Annotated in this window: 18 protein-coding genes; 10 read left to right on the top strand and 8 right to left on the bottom strand. The window is 63.6% G+C overall.

The features are described from left to right. Window positions 1-118: 118 nt before the first annotated feature. The 3 genes from WA950_RS07330 to WA950_RS07320 all read left to right on the top strand — a co-directional run bounded on the left by WA950_RS07330 (window position 119) and on the right by WA950_RS07320 (window position 5114). On the top strand, window positions 119-859 hold the full coding sequence (locus WA950_RS07330) for a helix-turn-helix transcriptional regulator (protein WP_424551042.1): 741 nt from the start codon (window positions 119-121) through the stop codon (window positions 857-859). Window positions 860-974: 115 nt separating this feature from the next. Then, window positions 975-4433 carry a pyruvate carboxylase gene (gene pyc / locus WA950_RS07325; RefSeq protein WP_424551041.1) on the top strand — a complete coding sequence of 1153 codons (3459 nt, stop codon included), beginning with the start codon at window positions 975-977 and terminating at the stop codon, window positions 4431-4433. Window positions 4434-4562: 129 nt separating this feature from the next. Next, on the top strand, window positions 4563-5114 hold the full coding sequence (locus WA950_RS07320; RefSeq protein ID WP_424551040.1) for an N-acetyltransferase family protein: 552 nt from the start codon (window positions 4563-4565) through the stop codon (window positions 5112-5114). 22 nt (window positions 5115-5136) lie between these two features. On the opposite strand, the gene WA950_RS07315 is transcribed toward WA950_RS07320, so the two are convergent. The 3 genes from WA950_RS07315 to acnA all read right to left on the bottom strand — a co-directional run bounded on the left by WA950_RS07315 (window position 5137) and on the right by acnA (window position 9471). Then, window positions 5137-5511: a DUF2794 domain-containing protein gene (locus WA950_RS07315; protein ID WP_424551039.1), complete on the bottom strand. Its 375-nt coding sequence runs from the start codon at window positions 5509-5511 to the stop codon at window positions 5137-5139. A 336-nt stretch (window positions 5512-5847) separates the two neighbouring features. Beyond that, window positions 5848-6606, bottom strand: a complete 759-nt coding sequence (locus tag WA950_RS07310) for a DUF1223 domain-containing protein (protein ID WP_424551101.1) — start codon at window positions 6604-6606, stop codon at window positions 5848-5850. 171 nt (window positions 6607-6777) lie between these two features. Next, on the bottom strand, window positions 6778-9471 hold the full coding sequence (gene acnA / locus WA950_RS07305; RefSeq protein WP_424551038.1) for an aconitate hydratase AcnA: 2694 nt from the start codon (window positions 9469-9471) through the stop codon (window positions 6778-6780). 269 nt (window positions 9472-9740) lie between these two features. On the opposite strand from acnA, the gene ccmA reads away from it, so the two are divergent. From ccmA to WA950_RS07280, 5 genes are all read left to right on the top strand, one after another. Continuing rightward, complete coding sequence (ccmA, locus tag WA950_RS07300) at window positions 9741-10385, top strand: heme ABC exporter ATP-binding protein CcmA (RefSeq protein ID WP_424551037.1); 645 nt, start codon at window positions 9741-9743, stop codon at window positions 10383-10385. Continuing rightward, the gene (ccmB, locus tag WA950_RS07295; RefSeq protein ID WP_424551036.1) at window positions 10382-11041 is read left to right on the top strand and encodes a heme exporter protein CcmB; all 660 of its coding nucleotides are present in this window, start codon (window positions 10382-10384) and stop codon (window positions 11039-11041) included. The genes ccmA and ccmB overlap by 4 nt, the downstream gene beginning before the upstream one ends. An 80-nt stretch (window positions 11042-11121) precedes the next feature. Beyond that, complete coding sequence (locus WA950_RS07290) at window positions 11122-11892, top strand: heme ABC transporter permease (protein ID WP_424551035.1); 771 nt, start codon at window positions 11122-11124, stop codon at window positions 11890-11892. After that, entirely contained in the window at window positions 11889-12056 is a 168-nt protein-coding gene (gene ccmD, locus WA950_RS07285) for a heme exporter protein CcmD (protein WP_424551034.1), read from the top strand. The genes WA950_RS07290 and ccmD overlap by 4 nt, the downstream gene beginning before the upstream one ends. Further along, complete coding sequence (locus WA950_RS07280) at window positions 12053-12667, top strand: DsbE family thiol:disulfide interchange protein (RefSeq protein WP_424551033.1); 615 nt, start codon at window positions 12053-12055, stop codon at window positions 12665-12667. Before ccmD ends, WA950_RS07280 begins: the two co-directional genes overlap by 4 nt. Window positions 12668-12741: 74 nt before the next feature. On the opposite strand, the gene WA950_RS07275 is transcribed toward WA950_RS07280, so the two are convergent. Together WA950_RS07275 and WA950_RS07270 are read right to left on the bottom strand one after the other, a co-directional pair. Then, window positions 12742-13572 (bottom strand): aldo/keto reductase, encoded by an 831-nt coding sequence (locus tag WA950_RS07275; RefSeq protein WP_424551032.1) that lies wholly within the window; start codon window positions 13570-13572, stop codon window positions 12742-12744. Between the two features lie 131 nt (window positions 13573-13703). Beyond that, complete coding sequence (locus WA950_RS07270) at window positions 13704-14183, bottom strand: L,D-transpeptidase family protein (RefSeq protein WP_424551100.1); 480 nt, start codon at window positions 14181-14183, stop codon at window positions 13704-13706. Between the two features lie 182 nt (window positions 14184-14365). On the opposite strand from WA950_RS07270, the gene WA950_RS07265 reads away from it, so the two are divergent. Together WA950_RS07265 and WA950_RS07260 are read left to right on the top strand one after the other, a co-directional pair. Next, the gene (locus tag WA950_RS07265; RefSeq protein ID WP_424551031.1) at window positions 14366-15049 is read left to right on the top strand and encodes a response regulator transcription factor; all 684 of its coding nucleotides are present in this window, start codon (window positions 14366-14368) and stop codon (window positions 15047-15049) included. A 73-nt stretch (window positions 15050-15122) separates the two neighbouring features. After that, entirely contained in the window at window positions 15123-15578 is a 456-nt protein-coding gene (locus tag WA950_RS07260; RefSeq protein ID WP_424551030.1) for a cyclic nucleotide-binding domain-containing protein, read from the top strand. Between the two features lie 30 nt (window positions 15579-15608). On the opposite strand, the gene WA950_RS07255 is transcribed toward WA950_RS07260, so the two are convergent. The 3 genes from WA950_RS07255 to WA950_RS07245 form a co-directional block, all read right to left on the bottom strand. Continuing rightward, window positions 15609-16415, bottom strand: coding sequence for an exodeoxyribonuclease III (locus WA950_RS07255; RefSeq protein ID WP_424551029.1), 807 nt, complete (start codon window positions 16413-16415; stop codon window positions 15609-15611). Window positions 16416-16492: 77 nt separating this feature from the next. After that, window positions 16493-17167 (bottom strand): outer membrane lipoprotein carrier protein LolA, encoded by a 675-nt coding sequence (locus WA950_RS07250; RefSeq protein ID WP_424551028.1) that lies wholly within the window; start codon window positions 17165-17167, stop codon window positions 16493-16495. A gap of 108 nt (window positions 17168-17275) precedes the next feature. Continuing rightward, window positions 17276-18918 (bottom strand): DNA translocase FtsK (locus WA950_RS07245; RefSeq protein WP_424551027.1); only part of this gene is annotated, 1643 nt, incomplete at its 5' end.

Below are 18918 nucleotides of genomic sequence, written 5' to 3'. Positions count from 1 at the left end.
TTTTCATCCTGTGTTCCTGCCAATTGTATGTGGGGCAACATGAACGGGACATGACTGGTCTTTTGGAGCGGGCCAGCAAGTTCAGGTATTCATCAGGGCGCCTTGGCGCTAGGGACACATGAAAATCAACCTGCTGGTGCAATTCCTTGCACTGATTGACGAATTGCGTGACCGAGAGGAGGCGACGTCCGAGTTCGAGCGTCTTCTGGCTCTCTACGGATTCGAATATTACGGGTTGATTCAGGCGCCGCGGCCCGTGAAGAACCCGGAGACCCTGCTTCTGGCGGGCCGCTTGCCCGATGGTTGGCTGGAGACCTATCTGCGCAAGCGCTACATGCAGGTCGATCCCACCGTGCGCTATCTCGGTCATGCGCAGGAAGGCTTTCGCTGGCGCGATACGCTCTCTGCCTTCCGCGCAAGCCCGCATCGCAAGCGCATGGAACGCATGATGGTGGATGCGCGCCAGAACGGGCTGGAGGATGGCTACATGTTCCCCGTCCACGGCCGGCGCGGCCTCATCGGCTGCCTCAGCCTCTGTGGCAAGCCGGTCGATCTGGAGGAAATCGAGGTGGGGCTGTTCGACAGCATCGCCCGCCGGCTCTATTGGAAGTTCATCCATGCTGCCGACCCGGAAGCGGCGGCGCGGCTCTCGGCGGTTGTCGATGTCGAATTGACGCGCCGCGAAATGGAGGCGCTGAGCCTGCTTGCCGAAGGCATGACCTCGAACGAGATCGGCCGTGTCCTTGGAATTTCCAGCCATACGGTGGACTGGTATATGAACGGCATCCAGCTAAAGCTCGGTGCGCGCAACCGGCACCATGCCACCGCCATCGCCTTTCGGCTCGGTCTTGTCTCCTGACCGTCATATTTCTTTTGCCGAACAGCCACTCCAAAATTGAACTTTGAAAATTACCCGCTAATAATTCTCTTCGCGGGTGCAGCATTTCCCGTTTCGAGTCCCTGAGGAGTCCGATTTGCCAATTTCCAAGATCCTTGTCGCCAACCGTTCTGAAATCGCCATCCGTGTGTTCCGCGCGGCCAATGAACTGGGGCTCAAAACGGTCGCGATATGGGCGGAAGAGGACAAACTTGCGCTGCACCGCTTCAAGGCGGACGAAAGCTACCAGATCGGCCGCGGTGCGCATCTCGAGCGTGATCTCGGGCCGATCGAAAGCTATCTCTCGATCGACGAGGTGATCCGCGTCGCCAGGCTCTCCGGCGCCGATGCGATCCATCCGGGCTATGGCCTGCTTTCGGAAAGCCCGGAGTTCGTCGATGCCTGCGATGCCGCCGGCATCACCTTCATCGGCCCGCGGCCGGATACGATGCGCCGGCTCGGCAACAAGGTCGCCGCGCGCAACCTCGCCATTTCCGTCGGCGTGCCGGTCGTGCCCGCCACCGATCCGCTGCCGGAGGACGAAAAGGAAATCCATCGCCTTGCCGCCGAAATCGGCTATCCGGTGATGCTCAAGGCCTCATGGGGCGGCGGGGGGCGCGGCATGCGCGCCATCCGCGACCCGAAAGACCTTATCCGCGAGGTGACGGAAGCCAAGCGCGAGGCGAAGGCCGCCTTCGGCAAGGACGAGGTTTATCTCGAAAAGCTTGTCGAGCGCGCCCGCCACGTCGAAAGCCAGATCCTTGGCGATACGCACGGCAATGTCGTGCATCTCTTCGAGCGTGACTGCTCCATCCAGCGCCGCAACCAGAAGGTCGTCGAGCGCGCGCCCGCTCCCTATCTCACTGAAGCGCAGCGCCGGGAGCTTGCCGACTATTCGCTGAAGATCGCACGGGCGACCAACTATATCGGCGCCGGCACGGTCGAGTATCTGATGGATGTCGACAGCGGCAAGTTCTACTTCATCGAGGTCAACCCGCGCATCCAGGTCGAGCATACCGTCACGGAAGTCGTGACCGGCATCGATATCGTGAAGGCGCAGATCCATATCCTTGACGGCGAGGCGATCGGCACGCCGTCATCGGGCGTCCCGCGCCAGGAGGACATCCGCCTCAACGGCCACGCCCTGCAGTGCCGCATTACCACGGAAGATCCCGAACAGAACTTCATTCCGGACTATGGCCGCATCACCGGCTACCGCTCGGCCTCGGGCTTCGGCATCCGTCTCGACGGCGGCACGGCCTATCCCGGTGCCGTGATCACCCGCTTCTACGATCCGCTGCTCGTGAAGGTCACGGCCTGGGCGCCGAACCCGGTCGAGGCGATCACCCGCATGGATCGCGCGCTGCGCGAATTCCGTATCCGCGGCGTTGCGACCAACCTCACCTTCCTCGAGGCGATCATCAGCCACGAGGCGTTCCGCGACAACACCTACACGACCCGCTTCATCGACACGACGCCGGAACTGTTCCAGCAGGTCAAGCGCCAGGACCGCGCGACGAAGCTGCTCACCTATCTTGCCGATGTCACCGTCAACGGCCATCCGGAGGCAAAGGGCCGTCCGAGGCCGCCGGAGGATGTCGCCAGGCCTGTCGTGCCCTTCATCGAAAGCGAGATCGTCGCCGGCACCAAGCAGAAGCTCGATGAACTCGGCCCGAAGAAATTCGCCGAATGGCTGCGCGGCGAGAACCAGGTCTTCCTCACCGACACGACCATGCGCGATGGCCATCAGTCGCTGCTCGCCACCCGCATGCGCACGCATGATATCGCCCGCATCGCGGGCACCTATGCCCGCGCCCTGCCGCAGCTCTTCTCGCTGGAATGTTGGGGTGGGGCGACGTTCGACGTTTCCATGCGCTTCCTGACGGAAGACCCGTGGGAGCGTCTTGCCCGTGTGCGCGAGGATGCACCGAACCTGCTGCTCCAGATGCTGCTGCGCGGTGCGAACGGCGTCGGCTACAAGAACTATCCCGACAATGTCGTGAAATACTTCGTCCGTCAGGCGGCAAAGGGCGGCATCGACGTCTTCCGTGTCTTCGACTGCCTCAACTGGGTCGACAACATGCGCGTCTCGATGGATGCGGTGGCGGAAGAGAACCGCATCTGCGAAGCGGCGATCTGCTACACCGGCGACATCCTGAATTCGGCGCGTCCGAAATACGACCTGAAATACTACACCGCGCTGGCGAGCGAGCTTGAAAAGGCGGGCGCGCATATGATCGCGGTAAAGGACATGGCGGGCCTCCTGAAGCCGGCCGCCGCGCGCGTGCTCTTCAAGGCGCTGCGCGAGGCGACCGATCTGCCGCTGCATTTCCACACCCACGACACATCCGGCATCTCCGCCGCGACCGTGCTGGCCGCCGTCGATGCCGGCGTCGATGTGGTGGATGCGGCGATGGATGCGCTCTCGGGCAACACCTCGCAGCCCTGCCTCGGCTCGATCGTCGAGGCCCTCAAGGGCTCGGAGCGCGATCCGGGTCTCGACCCGGAATGGATCCGCCGCATCTCCTTCTACTGGGAGGCCGTGCGCAACCAGTACGCCGCCTTCGAGAACGACCTCAAGGGACCGGCTTCCGAAGTCTATCTGCATGAAATGCCGGGTGGCCAGTTCACCAACCTCAAGGAGCAGGCCCGTTCGCTGGGTCTGGAGACCCGGTGGCACCGGGTTGCCCAGGCCTATGCCGACGCCAACCAGATGTTCGGCGACATCGTCAAGGTGACGCCGTCTTCCAAGGTGGTGGGCGACATGGCGCTGATGATGGTGAGCCAGGACCTCACCGTCGCCGACGTCGAGAACCCGGCCAAGGACGTTTCCTTCCCGGAATCGGTCGTTTCCATGCTCAAGGGCGATCTTGGCCAGCCCCCGGGCGGCTGGCCGCAGGCGCTGCAGAAGAAGGCCCTCAAGGGCGAGGCGGCCTATACCGCGGTGCCGGGCTCCCTGCTGCCGCCGGCCGATCTCGACGCCGAGCGCAAGGCGATCGAGGACAAGCTGGAGCGCAAGGTCGATGACTTCGAGTTTGCCTCCTACCTGATGTATCCCAAGGTCTTCACCGACTACGCGCTTGCCGCCGATACCTATGGTCCGGTCAGCGTCCTGCCGACGCCGGCCTATTTCTACGGTCTTACGCCGGGTGAGGAACTCCAGCCGGAAATCCAGAGGGGCAAGTCGCTCGTCATCCTGCATCAGGCGAAGAGCGAGCCGGATGCGCAGGGCATGGTGAAGGTGTTCTTCGAACTCAACGGTCAGCCGCGCCTCATCAAGGTGCCGGATCGCAACCGTGCTGCCACCTCCGCCGTTCGCCGCAAGGCCGATATCGGCAACGCCGCCCAGCTCGGTGCACCGATGCCGGGCGTCATCTCGACGGTCTCGGTCTCGGCAGGCCAGTCTGTCAAGGCGGGCGACGTGCTGGTTTCCATCGAGGCGATGAAGATGGAAACGGCGCTGCATGCGGAAAAGGACGGCACGATTTCGGAGGTGCTGGTGCGCGCCGGCGACCAGATCGACGCCAAGGACCTCCTGATCGTCTACGGCGCCTGATACGCGATACGCCGCTTGAAGAGCGGCTGGGGATACGGGGTGGCTGGCCATCCCGTATCTCCGATTTTACGGGATTTCGGACGCAAACCGCGGCGCGCTGTACCGCCGCCCCATTCATGAAGGCTTTCCATGGGCTTCGTCATTCGCACCGCCGATATCGGCGACCTTGCCGCTTTCACCGAAATCTACCGCGAATCCGTGCTGAACGGGGTGGCGAGCTACGAACTCGACCCGCCCTCGCTCGAGGAGATGACGGCGCGGTTCACCGATATCACGGCCAAGGGCTATCCCTATATTGTCGCCGTCGAACAGAACGGCGCCATCCTCGGCTATGCCTATGCATCCGCCTTCCGCACACGGCCGGCCTATCGCTGGCTTGTCGAGGATTCGGTCTATATCGCGCCGGAAGCGCGCGGCAAGGGCGTCGGCAAGGCGCTTCTGGAAGAGCTGATCCGCCGCTCGACGGCGCTGGGCTTCCGCCAGATGGTGGCGGTTATCGGCGGTGCCCATCCCGCCTCCATCGCCGTGCACAGCGCCACCGGTTTCGAGCACAACGGCCGCATGGCGGCCAGCGGCTTCAAGCACGGTCGCTGGCTGGATACGGTCCTGATGCAGCGTGCCCTGGGCGAGGGGGCGGATACGGACCCCTCCATGACCGACTATCCCGGAACGATGGCCTGAGAGCGTTGCCGGAAAACGGAACTCACGTCTCGATGAGCCGCAGCACCTTGTCGAACACTTTCAGCACCTGGACAAGCTCGTGGCCGCGCTTCAGGATGGTGCCGTGCGTGTTGATCACGCTGTAGGCGCCCTGTTTGGCGGCGAGCTTCGGGTTTTTCTCGACGCGATAGAGCGGTGTTTCGCCTGAGCGCTTGAAGATCGAGAAGACCGCCCTGTCGCGCAAATGGTCGATGGCATAGTCGCGCCATTCGCCTTCGCCGACCATGCGGCCATAGACGCGCAGGATTGCATCGAGCTCGCGTCGATGGAAGGTCACGGGCAGCGGATCCTTGCTGCTACGGTATTCCGTGAGGTCGACCACGACATTGGCCGCCTGAAAATCCGGCTGATCGGTCATCGAATCTCGGCACCTCGTCTGTGACGGCACGGTGACAGTGTGCCTGACCGGCACCGAAAAGCAAGCGGACGGGTCTAGACTTGCGTTTTCGCAAAAGTTTGTCTCGCCGCATTTCAGACAAACGGACGCCCAAATTTAAAGAGAGAGTTCCCCAGTCGCAGCGCGTACCGGCCCGCTACCTCGTGCGGGAAGCCGGTTCGGTACGGCCGCGCCTGTCGAGGTTGCCCTGTATTCCGTTGCCGGCAGCTTCGTCTCGGTCCGGTCCGTCTTTCTTCGAACCCTCAAGCCCCAGCCCCTCGAAGAAGCCGGACCGGACCTCCCCGCCTTGGGGGAGGTCTATCGCGAAGCCTTGTCGCCGCTCAGCACCGTTGCGCCCACGATGGCGCCCGGCGTATCCGCGCTCTTCATGCGCTGGAGAAGCACGGCGCAGCCGCCGGCTTTCTTTTTCTTCTTCAGCATGTCGGCCGGAAGCACCAGGTTGGTCTCCTTGCCTTCCCACATACCGATCGTTTCCATGTCGGTCACGGCGTGCCAGTAATTGACCGTCTTGCCGCGGTTCTCGCCCTTGTCGATGTTGATCGTGCGTTCCCGCTCGAAATAGGCGATGACGATATTGGCCTTGCCCTCGCCCGGCCCGACGCGGATGCGCAACTCGTCGTTCTTCACCTCGATATCGACGGGCACTTCGAGGCCGTTGCCTTCCTTCGGCATGGCCGCGATGCGCTGGCGGATGGTGGAAAGGTCGGCGCCGTTGACATGCTCGCGCCCGTTCAGCACGGCCTGCGGCGTGTAGACGCCGTTGCGGCCGAACATGCGGGCATAGGCATATTGGCGCTCGGTATTGTCCTTCGAGGCGAGGGTGTCCGCCCAGCCGAGATAGTTCCAGTAGTCGACATGATAGGAGAGCGCGACCACCTTGCCCTCACGCGCGAGCGTCTCGAGCGCCTTGTCGGCAGGCGGGCAGGAAGAACAGCCCTGGCTGGTGAAAAGTTCGACGACGCCTTGCGGCTTTTCGGCTTCCTGTGCGTGGGCGGTGCTGGCTCCAAGCATCAGCAGGATCGCCAGACATTCCGGTATGTACGGTCTCGGCATGATCAGTTCCAATGGAGCGCCGGCAGAACGGCCAGCCTTTTGAGCCGTCATACGCGCTTGGCGCTTCAACAGGAAGTCACGATGGAGTGAAACCAATCGTTGCGATACTGGCGCGGAAACATGAAAATGCCGGGGCTTTTGGCCCCGGCATCTGGCATTTCAGAGCGAATTCGCTCAGGCAGCGAGGTCGCGAAGAACGGTCTGCAGGATGCCGCCGTTGTTCATGTAGGTGACCTCGTCGAGCGTATCGATACGGCAAAGGAGCGGAACGTCCTTCACGGTGCCGTCAGAGTAGGTGATCTTGGCGATCTTCTTCTCGCGCGGCTTGATGTCGCCTTCCAGGCCCTCGATCGTGACGGTCTCGTCGCCCTTCAGGTCGAGCGAGGCCCAGGTCGTGCCTTCCTCGAAGACGAAGGGCACAATGCCCATGCCGACGAGGTTCGAGCGGTGGATACGCTCGAAGGACTGCGCCACCACGGCCTTGACGCCGAGCAGGTTCGTGCCCTTGGCCGCCCAGTCGCGCGAGGAGCCGTTGCCGTATTCGACGCCGGCGAAGATGACGAGCGGAACGCCCTCTTCCTTGTACTGCATGGCCGCGTCGTAGATCGACATCTCTTCCTTGGAAGGATAGTGGATCGTGTAGCCGCCTTCCTTGCCGTTCGGGCCGAGCATGTGGTTGCGGATGCGGATATTGGCGAAGGTGCCGCGCATCATCACTTCATGGTTGCCACGACGCGTGCCGTACTGGTTGAAGTCGGCGATGCCGACGCCATGGTCGATGAGGTAGGCACCGGCAGGCGAGGCCGCCTTGATCGAACCGGCCGGCGAGATGTGGTCGGTGGTGATCTTGTCGCCGAACAGGCCAAGGACGCGGGCGCCCTTGATGTCGGACAGGCCCGAGCCGGTCTTGCCCATGCCGACGAAGTAGGGCGGGTTCTGCACATAGGTCGACTGGTCGTCCCAGGCATAGGTCTGGCCCGCCGGCACCTGCACGGCCTGCCAGTTCTCGTCGCCCTTGAAGACGTCGGCGTATTTCGTGGCATAGAGCTCACGCGTGACGTACTTCATGATGAACTCCTGGATCTCCTTGGAGGAGGGCCAGATGTCCTTGAGGTAGACCGGGTTGCCGTTCTGGTCTTCGCCGAGCGGTTCGCTGGTGAGGTCCTTCTGGACGGAGCCGGCGAGCGCATAGGCCACGACCAGCGGCGGCGAGGCGAGGTAGTTCGCCTGCACGTCCGGCGAGATGCGGCCTTCGAAGTTGCGGTTGCCCGACAGGACGCCGGCGGCAATCAGGCCCTTCTCGTTGATCGTCTTGGAGATGGGGCCCGGCAGCGGACCGGAATTGCCGATGCAGGTCGTGCAGCCGAAGCCGACGAGGTTGAAGCCGAGCTTGTCGAGATCGACCTGGAGGCCGGACTTGGCGAGGTATTCGCCAACCACCTGCGATCCCGGCGCCAGCGAGGTCTTGACCCACGGCTTCGTCTGCAGGCCCTTGGCGACCGCGTTGCGGGCGAGAAGGCCGGCGGCGATGAGGACCGACGGGTTGGACGTGTTGGTGCAGGACGTGATGGCGGCGATGGCGACGTCGCCGTGGCCGAGATCATAGTCCGTGCCTTCGACAGCGTAGCGGTTCGCAAGCTGGCCCGGCTTCTTGTAGTCGTTGTCCATCGACGTGGCGAAGCCCGACGCGATGTTTTCCAGCGGGATGCGGCCTTCCGGGCGCTTCGGGCCGGCCATGGCCGGAACGACGTCGCCGAGGTCCAGTTCGAGCGTGTCGGTGAAGACGAGGTCGGAACCGTCGCCGTCACGCCACATGCCCTGCGCCTTGGAATAGGCTTCGACCAGCGCGATGCGCTGTTCTTCCCGGCCGGACATGGTGAGGTAGTTGACGGTCTCGGCATCGACCGGGAAGAAGCCGCAGGTCGCGCCGTATTCCGGGCCCATATTGCCGATCGTCGCGCGGTCGGCGAGCGTCATGTTGTCGAGGCCGGGGCCGAAGAATTCGACGAACTTCGAGACAACGCCCTTCTTGCGCAGCATCTGCACGACCATCAGCACGAGGTCGGTCGCGGTGACGCCTTCCTTGAGCTTGCCGGTCAGCTTGAAGCCGATGACTTCCGGCAGCAGCATGGAGACCGGCTGGCCGAGCATGGCGGCTTCCGCCTCGATGCCGCCCACGCCCCAGCCCAGAACGCCAAGGCCGTTGATCATGGTCGTGTGGCTGTCCGTGCCCACGCAGGTATCCGGGTAGGCGATGATCTCGCCGTCTTCTTCCTTGGTCCAGACCGTCTGGCCCAGATATTCCAGATTGACCTGATGACAGATGCCGGTGCCCGGGGGAACGACGCGGAAATTCTTGAATGCCTGCTGGCCCCACTTGAGGAAGCGGTAGCGCTCGCCGTTGCGCTGGTATTCCAGCTCCACGTTGCGGGCAAAGGCGGTCGGCGTGCCGAATTCGTCGACGATGACGGAGTGGTCGATGACGAGGTCGACGGGAACCAGCGGATTGATCTTCTCCGCGTCGCCGCCGAGCGAAACCATGGCGTCACGCATGGCGGCAAGGTCGACGACGGCGGGAACGCCGGTGAAGTCCTGCATCAGCACGCGTGCCGGGCGATAGGCGATCTCGTTTTCGACCGTGCCCTTGTTGGTCAGCCACTGCGCGACGGAGAGGATGTGCTCCTTGGTGACCGAGCGGCCGTCTTCGAAGCGCAGCAGGTTTTCCAGAAGCACCTTCATCGAGTAGGGCAGCTTCGAGACGCCGGCAAGGCCGTTCGCCTCAGCCTTGGGCAGGCTGAAATATACATAATCGGTGCCATTGACCGTAAGGGTCGAACGACAATTGAAACTGTCTAGGGATCTGGACACTTTATACCCCGCTCCGTCTGGTCGCCAGAAAACTGACGTACGAACGCCCGAGCGCTTGAAAAGCGCGTATGGGATGCGGGTACGGTCATTTCCGCTGTCCGTACGCGGAAATCATTCCCGTGTTCGGCGCTTGGATGAAATTCACGCCGACCGCTGGCGTGTTGCGGGCGTTATAGATAATTTCTAAGAAACGATCCAGAGCGCCGAAGGGCAAATTCGGACAATTTTTTTGCGTTGCGACCATGGTCGTAAAGGGAAAGTGAACAGTCATGCGGCTTGTCGCCGAGGGGTTGAGCGCCAAGCGTGGTGAAGACCTGATTTTCCAAGATATTTCGTTCGAGATCGCCAGCGGGGAGGCGCTTGTCATCAAGGGGCCGAATGGCTCCGGCAAGTCGACGCTGCTACGTGTTCTGGCCGGCCTGCTGCCAGCCGAGGCAGGAACGGCGAAGCTTCTTGCTGCAGCGCACCCGGTCGAGCGGGTCGGGGAGGCCGCGCACTATCTCGGCCATCGCAATGCGATGAAGCGGGAGCTGACCGTCGAGGAGAACCTGACCTTCTGGAAAGCCTTCCTCGGCGATTTTGCCGGTGGGGCGGGGCTGCCGGTGTTCGAGGCGGTCGAGGCGGTCGGGCTTGGCGGCATCGCCCACCTTCCCTTCGGTTATCTTTCTGCCGGCCAGCAGCGCCGCATGGCCATGGCGAAGCTTCTCGTCGTCTGGCGCCCGGTCTGGATCCTCGACGAACCGACGGCCGCGCTCGATGTGGCGGCCGAGGCGATGTTCGCCGGTCTCGTCACCGCCCATCTTGCACGCGGCGGCATCGCGCTTGCCGCGACGCACCAGCCGCTCGGGCTCAAGGATGTGAAGGAGCTCAGGATGAAGGGCTTCGAACATGCCTATCCGGGAGAATGGGCATGATGGCTCTGCTTTTTCGCGACCTGAAGCTTTCCGTTCGCTCCGGCGGCGGCGCGCTGGTCGGTGTGCTGTTCTTCATGACGGTCGTTGCCGTCATTCCCTTCGGCGTCGGGCCGGACCTCAACCTCCTTTCGCGGATAGGTCCGGCGATCCTGTGGATCGGCGCGCTGCTCGCCTCGCTGCTCGGGCTCGACCGGCTGTTCCAGGCCGAGCGCGAGGACGGCTCGCTCGATCTCCTGCTGATGCAGGAGACGCCGCTGGTGCTGACGGTCTTCGTCAAATGCCTTGCGCACTGGATCGCGACCGGCCTGCCGCTGGTCATCGCCTCGCCGCTGCTGGGCCTGTTCATGAACATGGATGAGGTGGCCATCGGTGCGACGACGCTGACGCTTCTTGCCGGCACGCCCGCGATTACCTTCATCGGGGCGGCGGGCGCGGCGGTTGCCGTGGCGCTGCCGCGCGGTGGCCTGCTCGTCTCCATCCTCGTGCTGCCGCTCGCCATTCCCGTGCTGATCTTCGGGGTGAGCGCCGTCTATGCGGCGATCCAGGACCCGGCGCCGTTCCTGCCGCCCTTCCTCATTCTCGTCGCGCTCAACCTGTTCTTTGCGGTCATCGGCCCCGTTGCGGCGGCCGCGGCACTTCGCCTTTCGAGCGATTGACGCTAATGTGATTGCGGCAGATCAATTGAAGATGGGGTGCTGACGCGTTAAAGAACCACCCGACATGTTGAAGGGTCCCCATGAGCGAACCGAGCCTTGCCATCCGAAAATTCAGCGATCTGGCCAACCCGACGCGGTTCATGGCGCTGGTCGCCATCGTCTGGCCCTGGCTTGCCGGGTTGACGCTCTGTCTGTTCGCAGTCGGACTTTTCCTTTCCTTCACGACGCTCGGTGACTACCAGCAGGGCGAGACGGTGCGCATCATGTATGTGCATGTCCCGGCCGCCTGGCTGTCGATGATGTGCTACTCGGTCATGGCGCTCTCGGCGCTCGGCACGCTCGTCTGGCGCCATCCGCTTGCCGATGTCTCGGCCAAGGCGGCGGCCCCCATCGGGGCCTGCTTCACGCTGGTCGCCCTCATTACCGGCTCGCTCTGGGGCAAGCCGATGTGGGGCACCTGGTGGGTGTGGGATGCACGGCTGACCTCCGTCTTCGTGCTGTTCCTGATGTATCTCGGCCTGATCGCGCTCGGCCGGGCGATGGACGATCCGGCGCGGGCCGCCAAGGTGAGCGCCGTGCTGATCCTTGTCGGCTTCGTCAACATCCCAATCATCAAGTTCTCCGTCGAATGGTGGAACACGCTGCACCAGCCGGCGAGCGTCATCCGCATGGATGGCCCGACCATCGATCCGGAATTCCTCTGGCCGCTGCTCTTCATGGCGATCGCTTTCACCATGCTGTTCTTCACGCTGCACATCCTTGCCATGCGCAACGAGATCCTGCGTCGCCGCATAGCCGTGCTGCGCCGCCATGCCGCCCGGTCCGCCGGGCACCAGGGAGGCGCTTCATGAGCCATACCTTCTACGTTGCGGCGTCCTATGCCGCCGCCTTCGCCGTTACGATCGGCCTTGCGCTGTGGGTCTGGCTCGACCATCGCGGCCGCCATCGCGAGCTGGAACAGCTGGAAGCGGCCGGCATCCGCCGTCGCTCCGCCAAGGCCGGGGATGCGCGATGAGCGAGAGCGAAAACAATGCCGAAGGCGCGGGCATGCGCACGCGCCTGGTTCTCGCCGGGCTGCCGCTTGCGATCTTCCTCGGTCTTGCGCTGATCTTCTGGACGCAGCTCAATTCCGGCCGTGACATTTCCGAAATCCCCTCCGCGCTGATCGGCAACAAGGCGCCCTGGCGCGACCTTGAACCGCTCGCCGGCGCGACGAAGGACGGTGCGCCGACGCCGGCCCTGACGACGCAATCGGGCAAGGGCAAGCTGACGCTGGTCAACTTCTGGGCCTCCTGGTGCGTGCCCTGCCGGCAGGAGCATCCGGCGGTTATGGCGCTGTCGAAGGACCCGCGCCTCACGGTCCTCGGCGTCAACTACAAGGATGGCAGCGAGAACGCGCTGCGCTTCCTCGGCGAACTCGGCAATCCCTACTCGGCCATTGGCCTTGATCCCGACGGCAGGATGGCGATCGACTGGGGTGTCTACGGCATTCCGGAAACCTACCTCGTCGGCCCGGACGGCACGATCCTCTACAAGAAGGTCGGTCCTCTCGACGAAAAGAGCCTCAGGGACGGCCTCTATCCGGCGATCGAGAAGGCATCGGGCACGCCGGCGCAGTCCGGCTGAGGGAGAATCCTCGGGCCGGGCCCGAGGATGAGGCAGGAGGATCGATGGGTCTGCTTCCAAGCCCATCGGGAAAATCAGAACGTTGCCGTCATCGGGTCGGGGCCGATGCGCTTGCCGTCCTTTTCGAGGCCGGCCAGCGTCTTCCTGTCTGCACCGTCCAGCTTGAAGTCGAAGACCTTGAAGTTCTCCTCGATGCGCGAAGGGGTGACCGACTTCGGGATGACGACGAGGCCGTTGTCGATGTGCCAGCGGATGATGACCTGCGCCGGCGTGCGGCCGTGCTTGGCCGCGACCCCGGCGACGACCGGGTTCTCCAGCAGCGTGCCCTGGCCGAGCGGGCTCCAGGACTGGGTAACGATCCGGTGCTTGTCGTGATAGGCGCGAGCCTCTGCCTGCGGGAAGTCCGGGTGCAACTCGATCTGGTTGATGACCGGCGTGATGCCGGTTTCGTCGATCAGGCGCTGCAGGTGCTCGGGATAGAAGTTGGACACGCCGATCGAGCGGGCGCGGCCTTCCTTCTGGAGCTGGATGAAGGCCTTCCAGGTATCGACGAACTGGCTGCGATTGGGCGCCGGCCAATGGATGAGGTAGAGGTCGACATAGTCGGTGCCGAGAAGCTTCAGGCTGGCATCGAAGGCTTTCAGCGTCGAATCGTAGCCCTGCTCGGAATTCCACAGCTTCGTCGTGAGAAAGATTTCCGCGCGGTCGACCCCGGAAGCGCGGATGCCCTCGCCGACACCCTGCTCGTTCTCGTAGATCGCGGCCGTGTCGATATGGCGGTAGCCGGTGGAAAGCGCTGCCTTGACCGCCGCTACGGCCGTGTCGTTCGGGGTCTGCCAGACGCCGAGACCCACCTGGGGAATGCTGTTGCCGTCATGAAAGGTGATTGTCGGTTGATCGATCATCAGAATGGCTCCGTGAAAAGAAGGGCGTGCTTGAACCCGGACGGGCTTGCCCTGCGCCTTGCAGCCCGGCGAGGGGCGATGCTGATATAGGACCCGCCGGCAACTGTTTCAGCCCGTGCCTTGGTAAAATCTCAAAGCACGCGCAGGATTGTCCCGCGCCCGATATGCGGCAGGATGCGAATCATGTCGCGCCTCGCTATGGCGATGCAGCCGGCCGTCGGCTCGTAGCCGGGGCGGATGAGATGGAGGAAGATCGCCGACCCGGCCTGGCGCCGGCGGGAGGTGACGTTCCAGTCGAGCACGAGGCAGATGTCGTAAAGCTCGTCCTGACGCTGCATCTCCTCGTGGCTCGGCTTGAAGGGCGCGCGGACGAGACGATTGTAGGAAGGATCCTTCGGTGCGTCGCACCAGAGCATGGTGGGCCGGATGCGTGTGAGCGGCAGGGTGGTTCTCGGCGCGGCCACGCGGTCGCCGCGCAGGTATCCCGAAAGAAGCGGCATGGCCGCGATGGGGGTTGCGCCGTCGCCCTCGCGCTTGCGGCTGGTGCGCCCGGAGCGGCCGATGGCGGCGGGGATGCGCAGCGGTCCGACCTGCAGGATGGCGCGGGTCATGCTGCCCGGCGCAGGGCGCACGAGGATCGTCCTCACGCAATGTTCAAGAGATGTGATCCGGTTCATACCCATCCGTCATATTCGCGCCACGCGGCGACTTATCTGGCTAAGCCATGGACGGGCTTGCCAAAAGCGCCAGTTCCCTTACTTTCCAGAGGAATGCCGAGAGGTAAAGCCAAAGCATGACATCCCGTACCATCCTTCTTGTCGATGACGACAACGACCTCCGTGAAACGCTCGTCGAGCAGCTTTCGCTCTATGAGGAATTTTCGACGCTCGAGGAAACCACGGCCACCAGGGGCATCCAGGCGGCGCGCGCGGGTCAGATCGACCTGCTCATCATGGATGTCGGCCTGCCGGACATGGACGGGCGCGAGGCGGTGAAGCTGTTGCGCAAGGGCGGCTTCAAGGCCCCGATCATCATGCTGACCGGGCACGATACCGATTCGGACACGATTCTCGGGCTGGAAGCGGGCGCCAACGACTATGTGACGAAGCCGTTCCGCTTTGCCGTGCTTCTGGCGCGCATCCGCGCCCAGCTTCGCCAGCACGAAAGCAGCGAGGATGCGACCTTCACCGTCGGCCCCTATACGTTCAAGCCGGGGCAGAAGCTGCTGACGCTGGAAAACGGCCAGAAGATCCGCCTGACGGAAAAGGAGGCGGCGATCATCCGCTACCTCTACCGCGCCGACCAGAAGGTGGTGACGCGCGACGTGCTGCTGGAGGAAGTCTGGGGCTACAATTCGGGCGTCACGACCCACACGCTGGAGACCCATGTCTACCGTCTGCGCCAGAAGATCGAGCGGGACCCTTCCAATGCGGAGATTCTCGTGACAGAGAACGGCGGCTACAAGATCGTACCTTAAATTCACGCAATTCCGACGGAAACCGCTTGCCGCTTTCCCTGGAATTGCTCCCTTGACCAGGAGATTGCCCGACGTGGCTCTCAGCGACGATATCGCCCTTCTTTCCAAGGTGCCGCTTTTTGCCGGTCTTGCCGATGACAAGCTGCGCCTGATGGCCTTCGGCGCGGAGCGCCGTCGGCTGGTGGAGGGGCAGACGCTGTTTCGCGAGGGTACTTCGGCCGATTGCGGCTTCGTCATCGCCTATGGCGCGTTCGCCCTGACCTCGACGCTCAGGGACGGGGTCACGCGGAATGAAGGCACGGCCGGGCCGGGCGCGCTGCTCTCCGAACTGGCGATGATTTCCGCCGTCGAGCGCAAATATACGGCGGTCGCGGTGGAGGACAGCGAGGTCATTCGCATCAACCGTCCGCTCTTCCGGCGCATGCTGGAGGAATATCCGGACGTCGCCGTGCTCGTCGATGCGCGTATCCGCGAGAACCTTGCCGCGATGATCAGCCAGATGCGCGGCCTCTCCGGTCGCTTCGCCTGAAGAAGTTCCAGAAAAGCGCTTCGAAGAGAATCAGAAGTCGAATTCCGCAATGACCGGAACGTGGTCGGACGGCCGCTCCCAGCCGCGCGCCTCGCGGATCACCGAAATATTGGCAAGATGCGGCTCGAGGTCGGCGGAGGACCAGATGTGGTCGAGGCGGCGGCCCTTGTTGGCGGCCACCCAGTCGGCCGAGCGGTAGCTCCACCACGTATAGAGCTTTTCATCCGCCGGCACCTTGCTGCGCATCAGGTCGACCCAGGCGCCCTTGGCCATCACATCGAGCAGACCGTCCGTCTCGATCGGCGTATGGCTGACGATCTTCAGGAGCTGCTTGTGCGACCAGACGTCGTGCTCCAGCGGTGCGATGTTGAGGTCGCCGACGAGGATGGAGGAAATACCGGCATCGGCCTGCGCATGCAGCAGCTTCATCTCCTCGATGAAATCGAGCTTGTGGCCGAACTTCGGATTGATCGTGCGGTCCGGTTCGTCGCCGCCGGCCGGAACATAGAAATTGTGCAGGCGGATCGACTTGTTCCGATGATGGAAGAGCACCGAGATGTGGCGTGCATCGCCGACGCTGCAATAGTCGCGCCGCTCGACGATCTCGGTCAGGGGCAGGCGGGAGATGGTGGCGACGCCGTGATAGCCCTTCTGGCCATGGATGACGATGTGTTCGTAGCCGAGCGCCTTCAGCGGCTTTGACGGGAACTGGTCGTTCGGGCACTTGGTTTCCTGCAGGCACAGGATGTCCGGCGAAAAGGTCTTCAGGAAATGCTCGACGAGCGGCATGCGCAGCCGCACGGAGTTGATGTTCCACGTCGCGATCGAAAATGTCATGCCTGCCCCCGGAAAGTCGTCCGGGGGGTCTTAGCGCATGTGTCCCGAAACGGAAACGGCTTTCGCGCCGTCAGCCGTCAGTTGCGGCCGCGGTTGCGGATTTCCTCGTAGGGAATCGCAAAGACCTTGTCGTCGAGCGCGACGCCGGTCTTGACGTTGAAGATCATGACGGACGTGTCCTTGCCCTGCGCGTCGGTGATCGTCCACTGGCGCAGGTCGTAAGTCTTCGGGTCGAACATCATGGTGATGGTCGAATCGCCGAACATGTTCCGGTCGCCGAGGACGATCGTTGTCAGATCCGCCTCTTCCTTCACGTTGCGCACCATCTTGGCCGAAAGATCGATCTGCTCTCCGAGCAAGAGGTTCAGCGGCGTCTTGGACAGCGGGTAGATGTCCCAGGTCTTGAGCTTGCGGTTGCCGATGACGACCGACCTGCCGTCGGAGATCACGCGCATCGGCGAGGGGTCTTCATAGTTGAAGCGGATCTTGCCGGGCCGGTTGATGTAGAACTTGCCGCCGGTCTGCTCGCCGCGCGGGCCGAACTGCACGAACTCGCCCATCATGGTCTTCACCGAGGCGAAATGGTCGGCAATCTTCTGTGCGGCGGCGCTCGCCTGCGCCGAGGCATCCGTCGGCGAAAGCACCGAAAGGCCGGCTGCGAGGGTGAAAGCCAGCAGGCAGGTGAAGCCGCGGCGGGTCAGCGTTCCGGTCGCACGGTCTTGTTCGGATCGGATCATGTCGGTCTCCTTCATGCGTTTCTCATGCGAGCCAAACGCGGCGCCATGATGGCATCGGCCCGCAGGCAGAAATGTGGTGCGGGACTTGCCGGCCGAAACGCCGCGAAGGGGGCTGCGTTCGGCTCATCGTCCCGAGATTTCGTCTTCCGTCGGCACGAGGATCTCGCGCTTGCCGGCGTGGTTGGCGGGGCCGATCAGGCCCTCCTTTTCCATGCGCTCGATCAGCGAGGCGGCGCGGTTGTAGCCGATGCCGAGGCGGCGCTGGATATAGGAGGTGGACGCCTTTCCGTCGCGCAGCACCACGGCCACCGCCTGGTCGTAGGGATCGTCCGAATCGTCGAGATTGGCGGTGCCGGCCGGGCCGCTGCCGCCCTCGCCGTCCTCGTCGTCGTCCACGGTGATCGCCTCGAGATATTGCGGCGTGCCTTGTGTCTTCAGATGCGCGACGACCGCTTCGACCTCGCCGTCCGAGACGAAGGGGCCGTGCACGCGCTGGATGCGCCCGCCGCCGGCCATGTAGAGCATGTCGCCCATGCCGAGCAGCTGTTCGGCGCCCTGCTCGCCAAGGATGGTGCGGCTGTCGATCTTCGACGTCACCTGGAAGGAGATGCGGGTGGGGAAATTCGCCTTGATCGTGCCGGTGATGACGTCCACGGACGGGCGCTGCGTCGCCATGATGACATGGATGCCGGCGGCGCGCGCCATCTGGGCGAGCCGCTGGACCGCGCCTTCGATGTCCTTGCCGGCGACCATCATCAGGTCGGCCATCTCGTCGATGATCACGACGATATAGGGCATCGGCTGCAGGTCGAATTCTTCCGTCTCGTAGATCGCCTCGCCCGTCTGGCGGTCGAAGCCGGTCTGCACGGTGCGGGCGATGTTCTCGCCCTTGGCGAGCGCCTGCTCGACGCGGCTGTTGAAGCCGTCGATGTTGCGCACGCCGATCTTCGACATCTTCTTGTAGCGCTCCTCCATCTCGCGCACCGTCCATTTGAGGGCGACGACGGCCTTCTTGGGATCTGTGACGACGGGGGAGAGCAGGTGCGGAATGCCGTCATAGACGGAGAGTTCCAGCATCTTCGGGTCGATCATGATCAGACGGCACTGCTCCGGCTTCAGGCGGTAGAGCAACGACAGGATCATGGTGTTGATGGCCACGGACTTGCCAGAGCCGGTGGTGCCGGCGACCAGCAGGTGGGGCATCTTGGCGATGTCGGAGATGACCGGCTCGCCGCCGATCGTCTTGCCGAGCGCCATGGCGAGGCGCGCCTTCGAGGTCTCGAAATCGCGGCTGGCGATGAGTTCGCGCAGATACACGGTTTCGCGGCTCTGGTTCGGCAGTTCGATGCCGATGGCATTGCGGCCCGGCACGACGGCGACGCGCGCGGCGATCGCGCTCATCGAGCGGGCGATATCGTCGGCAAGGCCGATGACGCGCGAGGACTTGATGCCGGGGGCCGGCTCTAGTTCGTAGAGCGTGACGACCGGGCCGGGGCGCACATGGATGATCTCGCCCTTGACGCCGAAATCCTCCAGCACGCCTTCCAGCATGCGGGCATTCTGTTCGAGCGCGTCGGCCGAGAGCGTGGCGTCGCGCACCGGGCCTCTCGGCTCGGCGAGAAGATGGATCGGCGGCAGCTGGAAACCGTCCGGGCCGACGAGGGAGGTCTGGGCTTCTCGCTCGATACGCTGGCCGGGTTTCGGCCGGGCGGCCGGCGGCACGACGCGGGCGCTGGCGGTCTGCGGCGGCTGACGGGGTGGCGCAC

It is taken from the genome of Shinella sp. (genome assembly GCF_049651085.1).
Classification (GTDB): domain Bacteria; phylum Pseudomonadota; class Alphaproteobacteria; order Rhizobiales; family Rhizobiaceae; genus Shinella.
The sequence above is the reverse complement of the archived record's forward strand: the minus strand, read 5'-3'. Positions and strand labels throughout refer to the sequence as shown.

Bases quoted from the DNA above. Each gene is read 5' to 3' on its own strand.
- WA950_RS07330 (WP_424551042.1), top strand. From the start codon at position 119: ATGAAAATCAACCTGCTGGTGCAATTCCTTGCACTGATTGACGAATTG.
- WA950_RS07320 (WP_424551040.1), top strand. From the start codon at position 4,563: ATGGGCTTCGTCATTCGCACCGCCGATATCGGCGACCTTGCCGCTTTC.
- WA950_RS07315 (WP_424551039.1), bottom strand. From the start codon at position 5,511: ATGACCGATCAGCCGGATTTTCAGGCGGCCAATGTCGTGGTCGACCTC.
- ccmA (WP_424551037.1), top strand. From the start codon at position 9,741: ATGCGGCTTGTCGCCGAGGGGTTGAGCGCCAAGCGTGGTGAAGACCTG.
- ccmB (WP_424551036.1), top strand. From the start codon at position 10,382: ATGATGGCTCTGCTTTTTCGCGACCTGAAGCTTTCCGTTCGCTCCGGC.
- WA950_RS07290 (WP_424551035.1), top strand. From the start codon at position 11,122: ATGAGCGAACCGAGCCTTGCCATCCGAAAATTCAGCGATCTGGCCAAC.
- ccmD (WP_424551034.1), top strand. From the start codon at position 11,889: ATGAGCCATACCTTCTACGTTGCGGCGTCCTATGCCGCCGCCTTCGCC.
- WA950_RS07280 (WP_424551033.1), top strand. From the start codon at position 12,053: ATGAGCGAGAGCGAAAACAATGCCGAAGGCGCGGGCATGCGCACGCGC.
- WA950_RS07275 (WP_424551032.1), bottom strand. From the start codon at position 13,572: ATGATCGATCAACCGACAATCACCTTTCATGACGGCAACAGCATTCCC.
- WA950_RS07270 (WP_424551100.1), bottom strand. From the start codon at position 14,183: ATGACCCGCGCCATCCTGCAGGTCGGACCGCTGCGCATCCCCGCCGCC.
- WA950_RS07265 (WP_424551031.1), top strand. From the start codon at position 14,366: ATGACATCCCGTACCATCCTTCTTGTCGATGACGACAACGACCTCCGT.
- WA950_RS07255 (WP_424551029.1), bottom strand. From the start codon at position 16,415: ATGACATTTTCGATCGCGACGTGGAACATCAACTCCGTGCGGCTGCGC.
- WA950_RS07250 (WP_424551028.1), bottom strand. From the start codon at position 17,167: ATGAAGGAGACCGACATGATCCGATCCGAACAAGACCGTGCGACCGGA.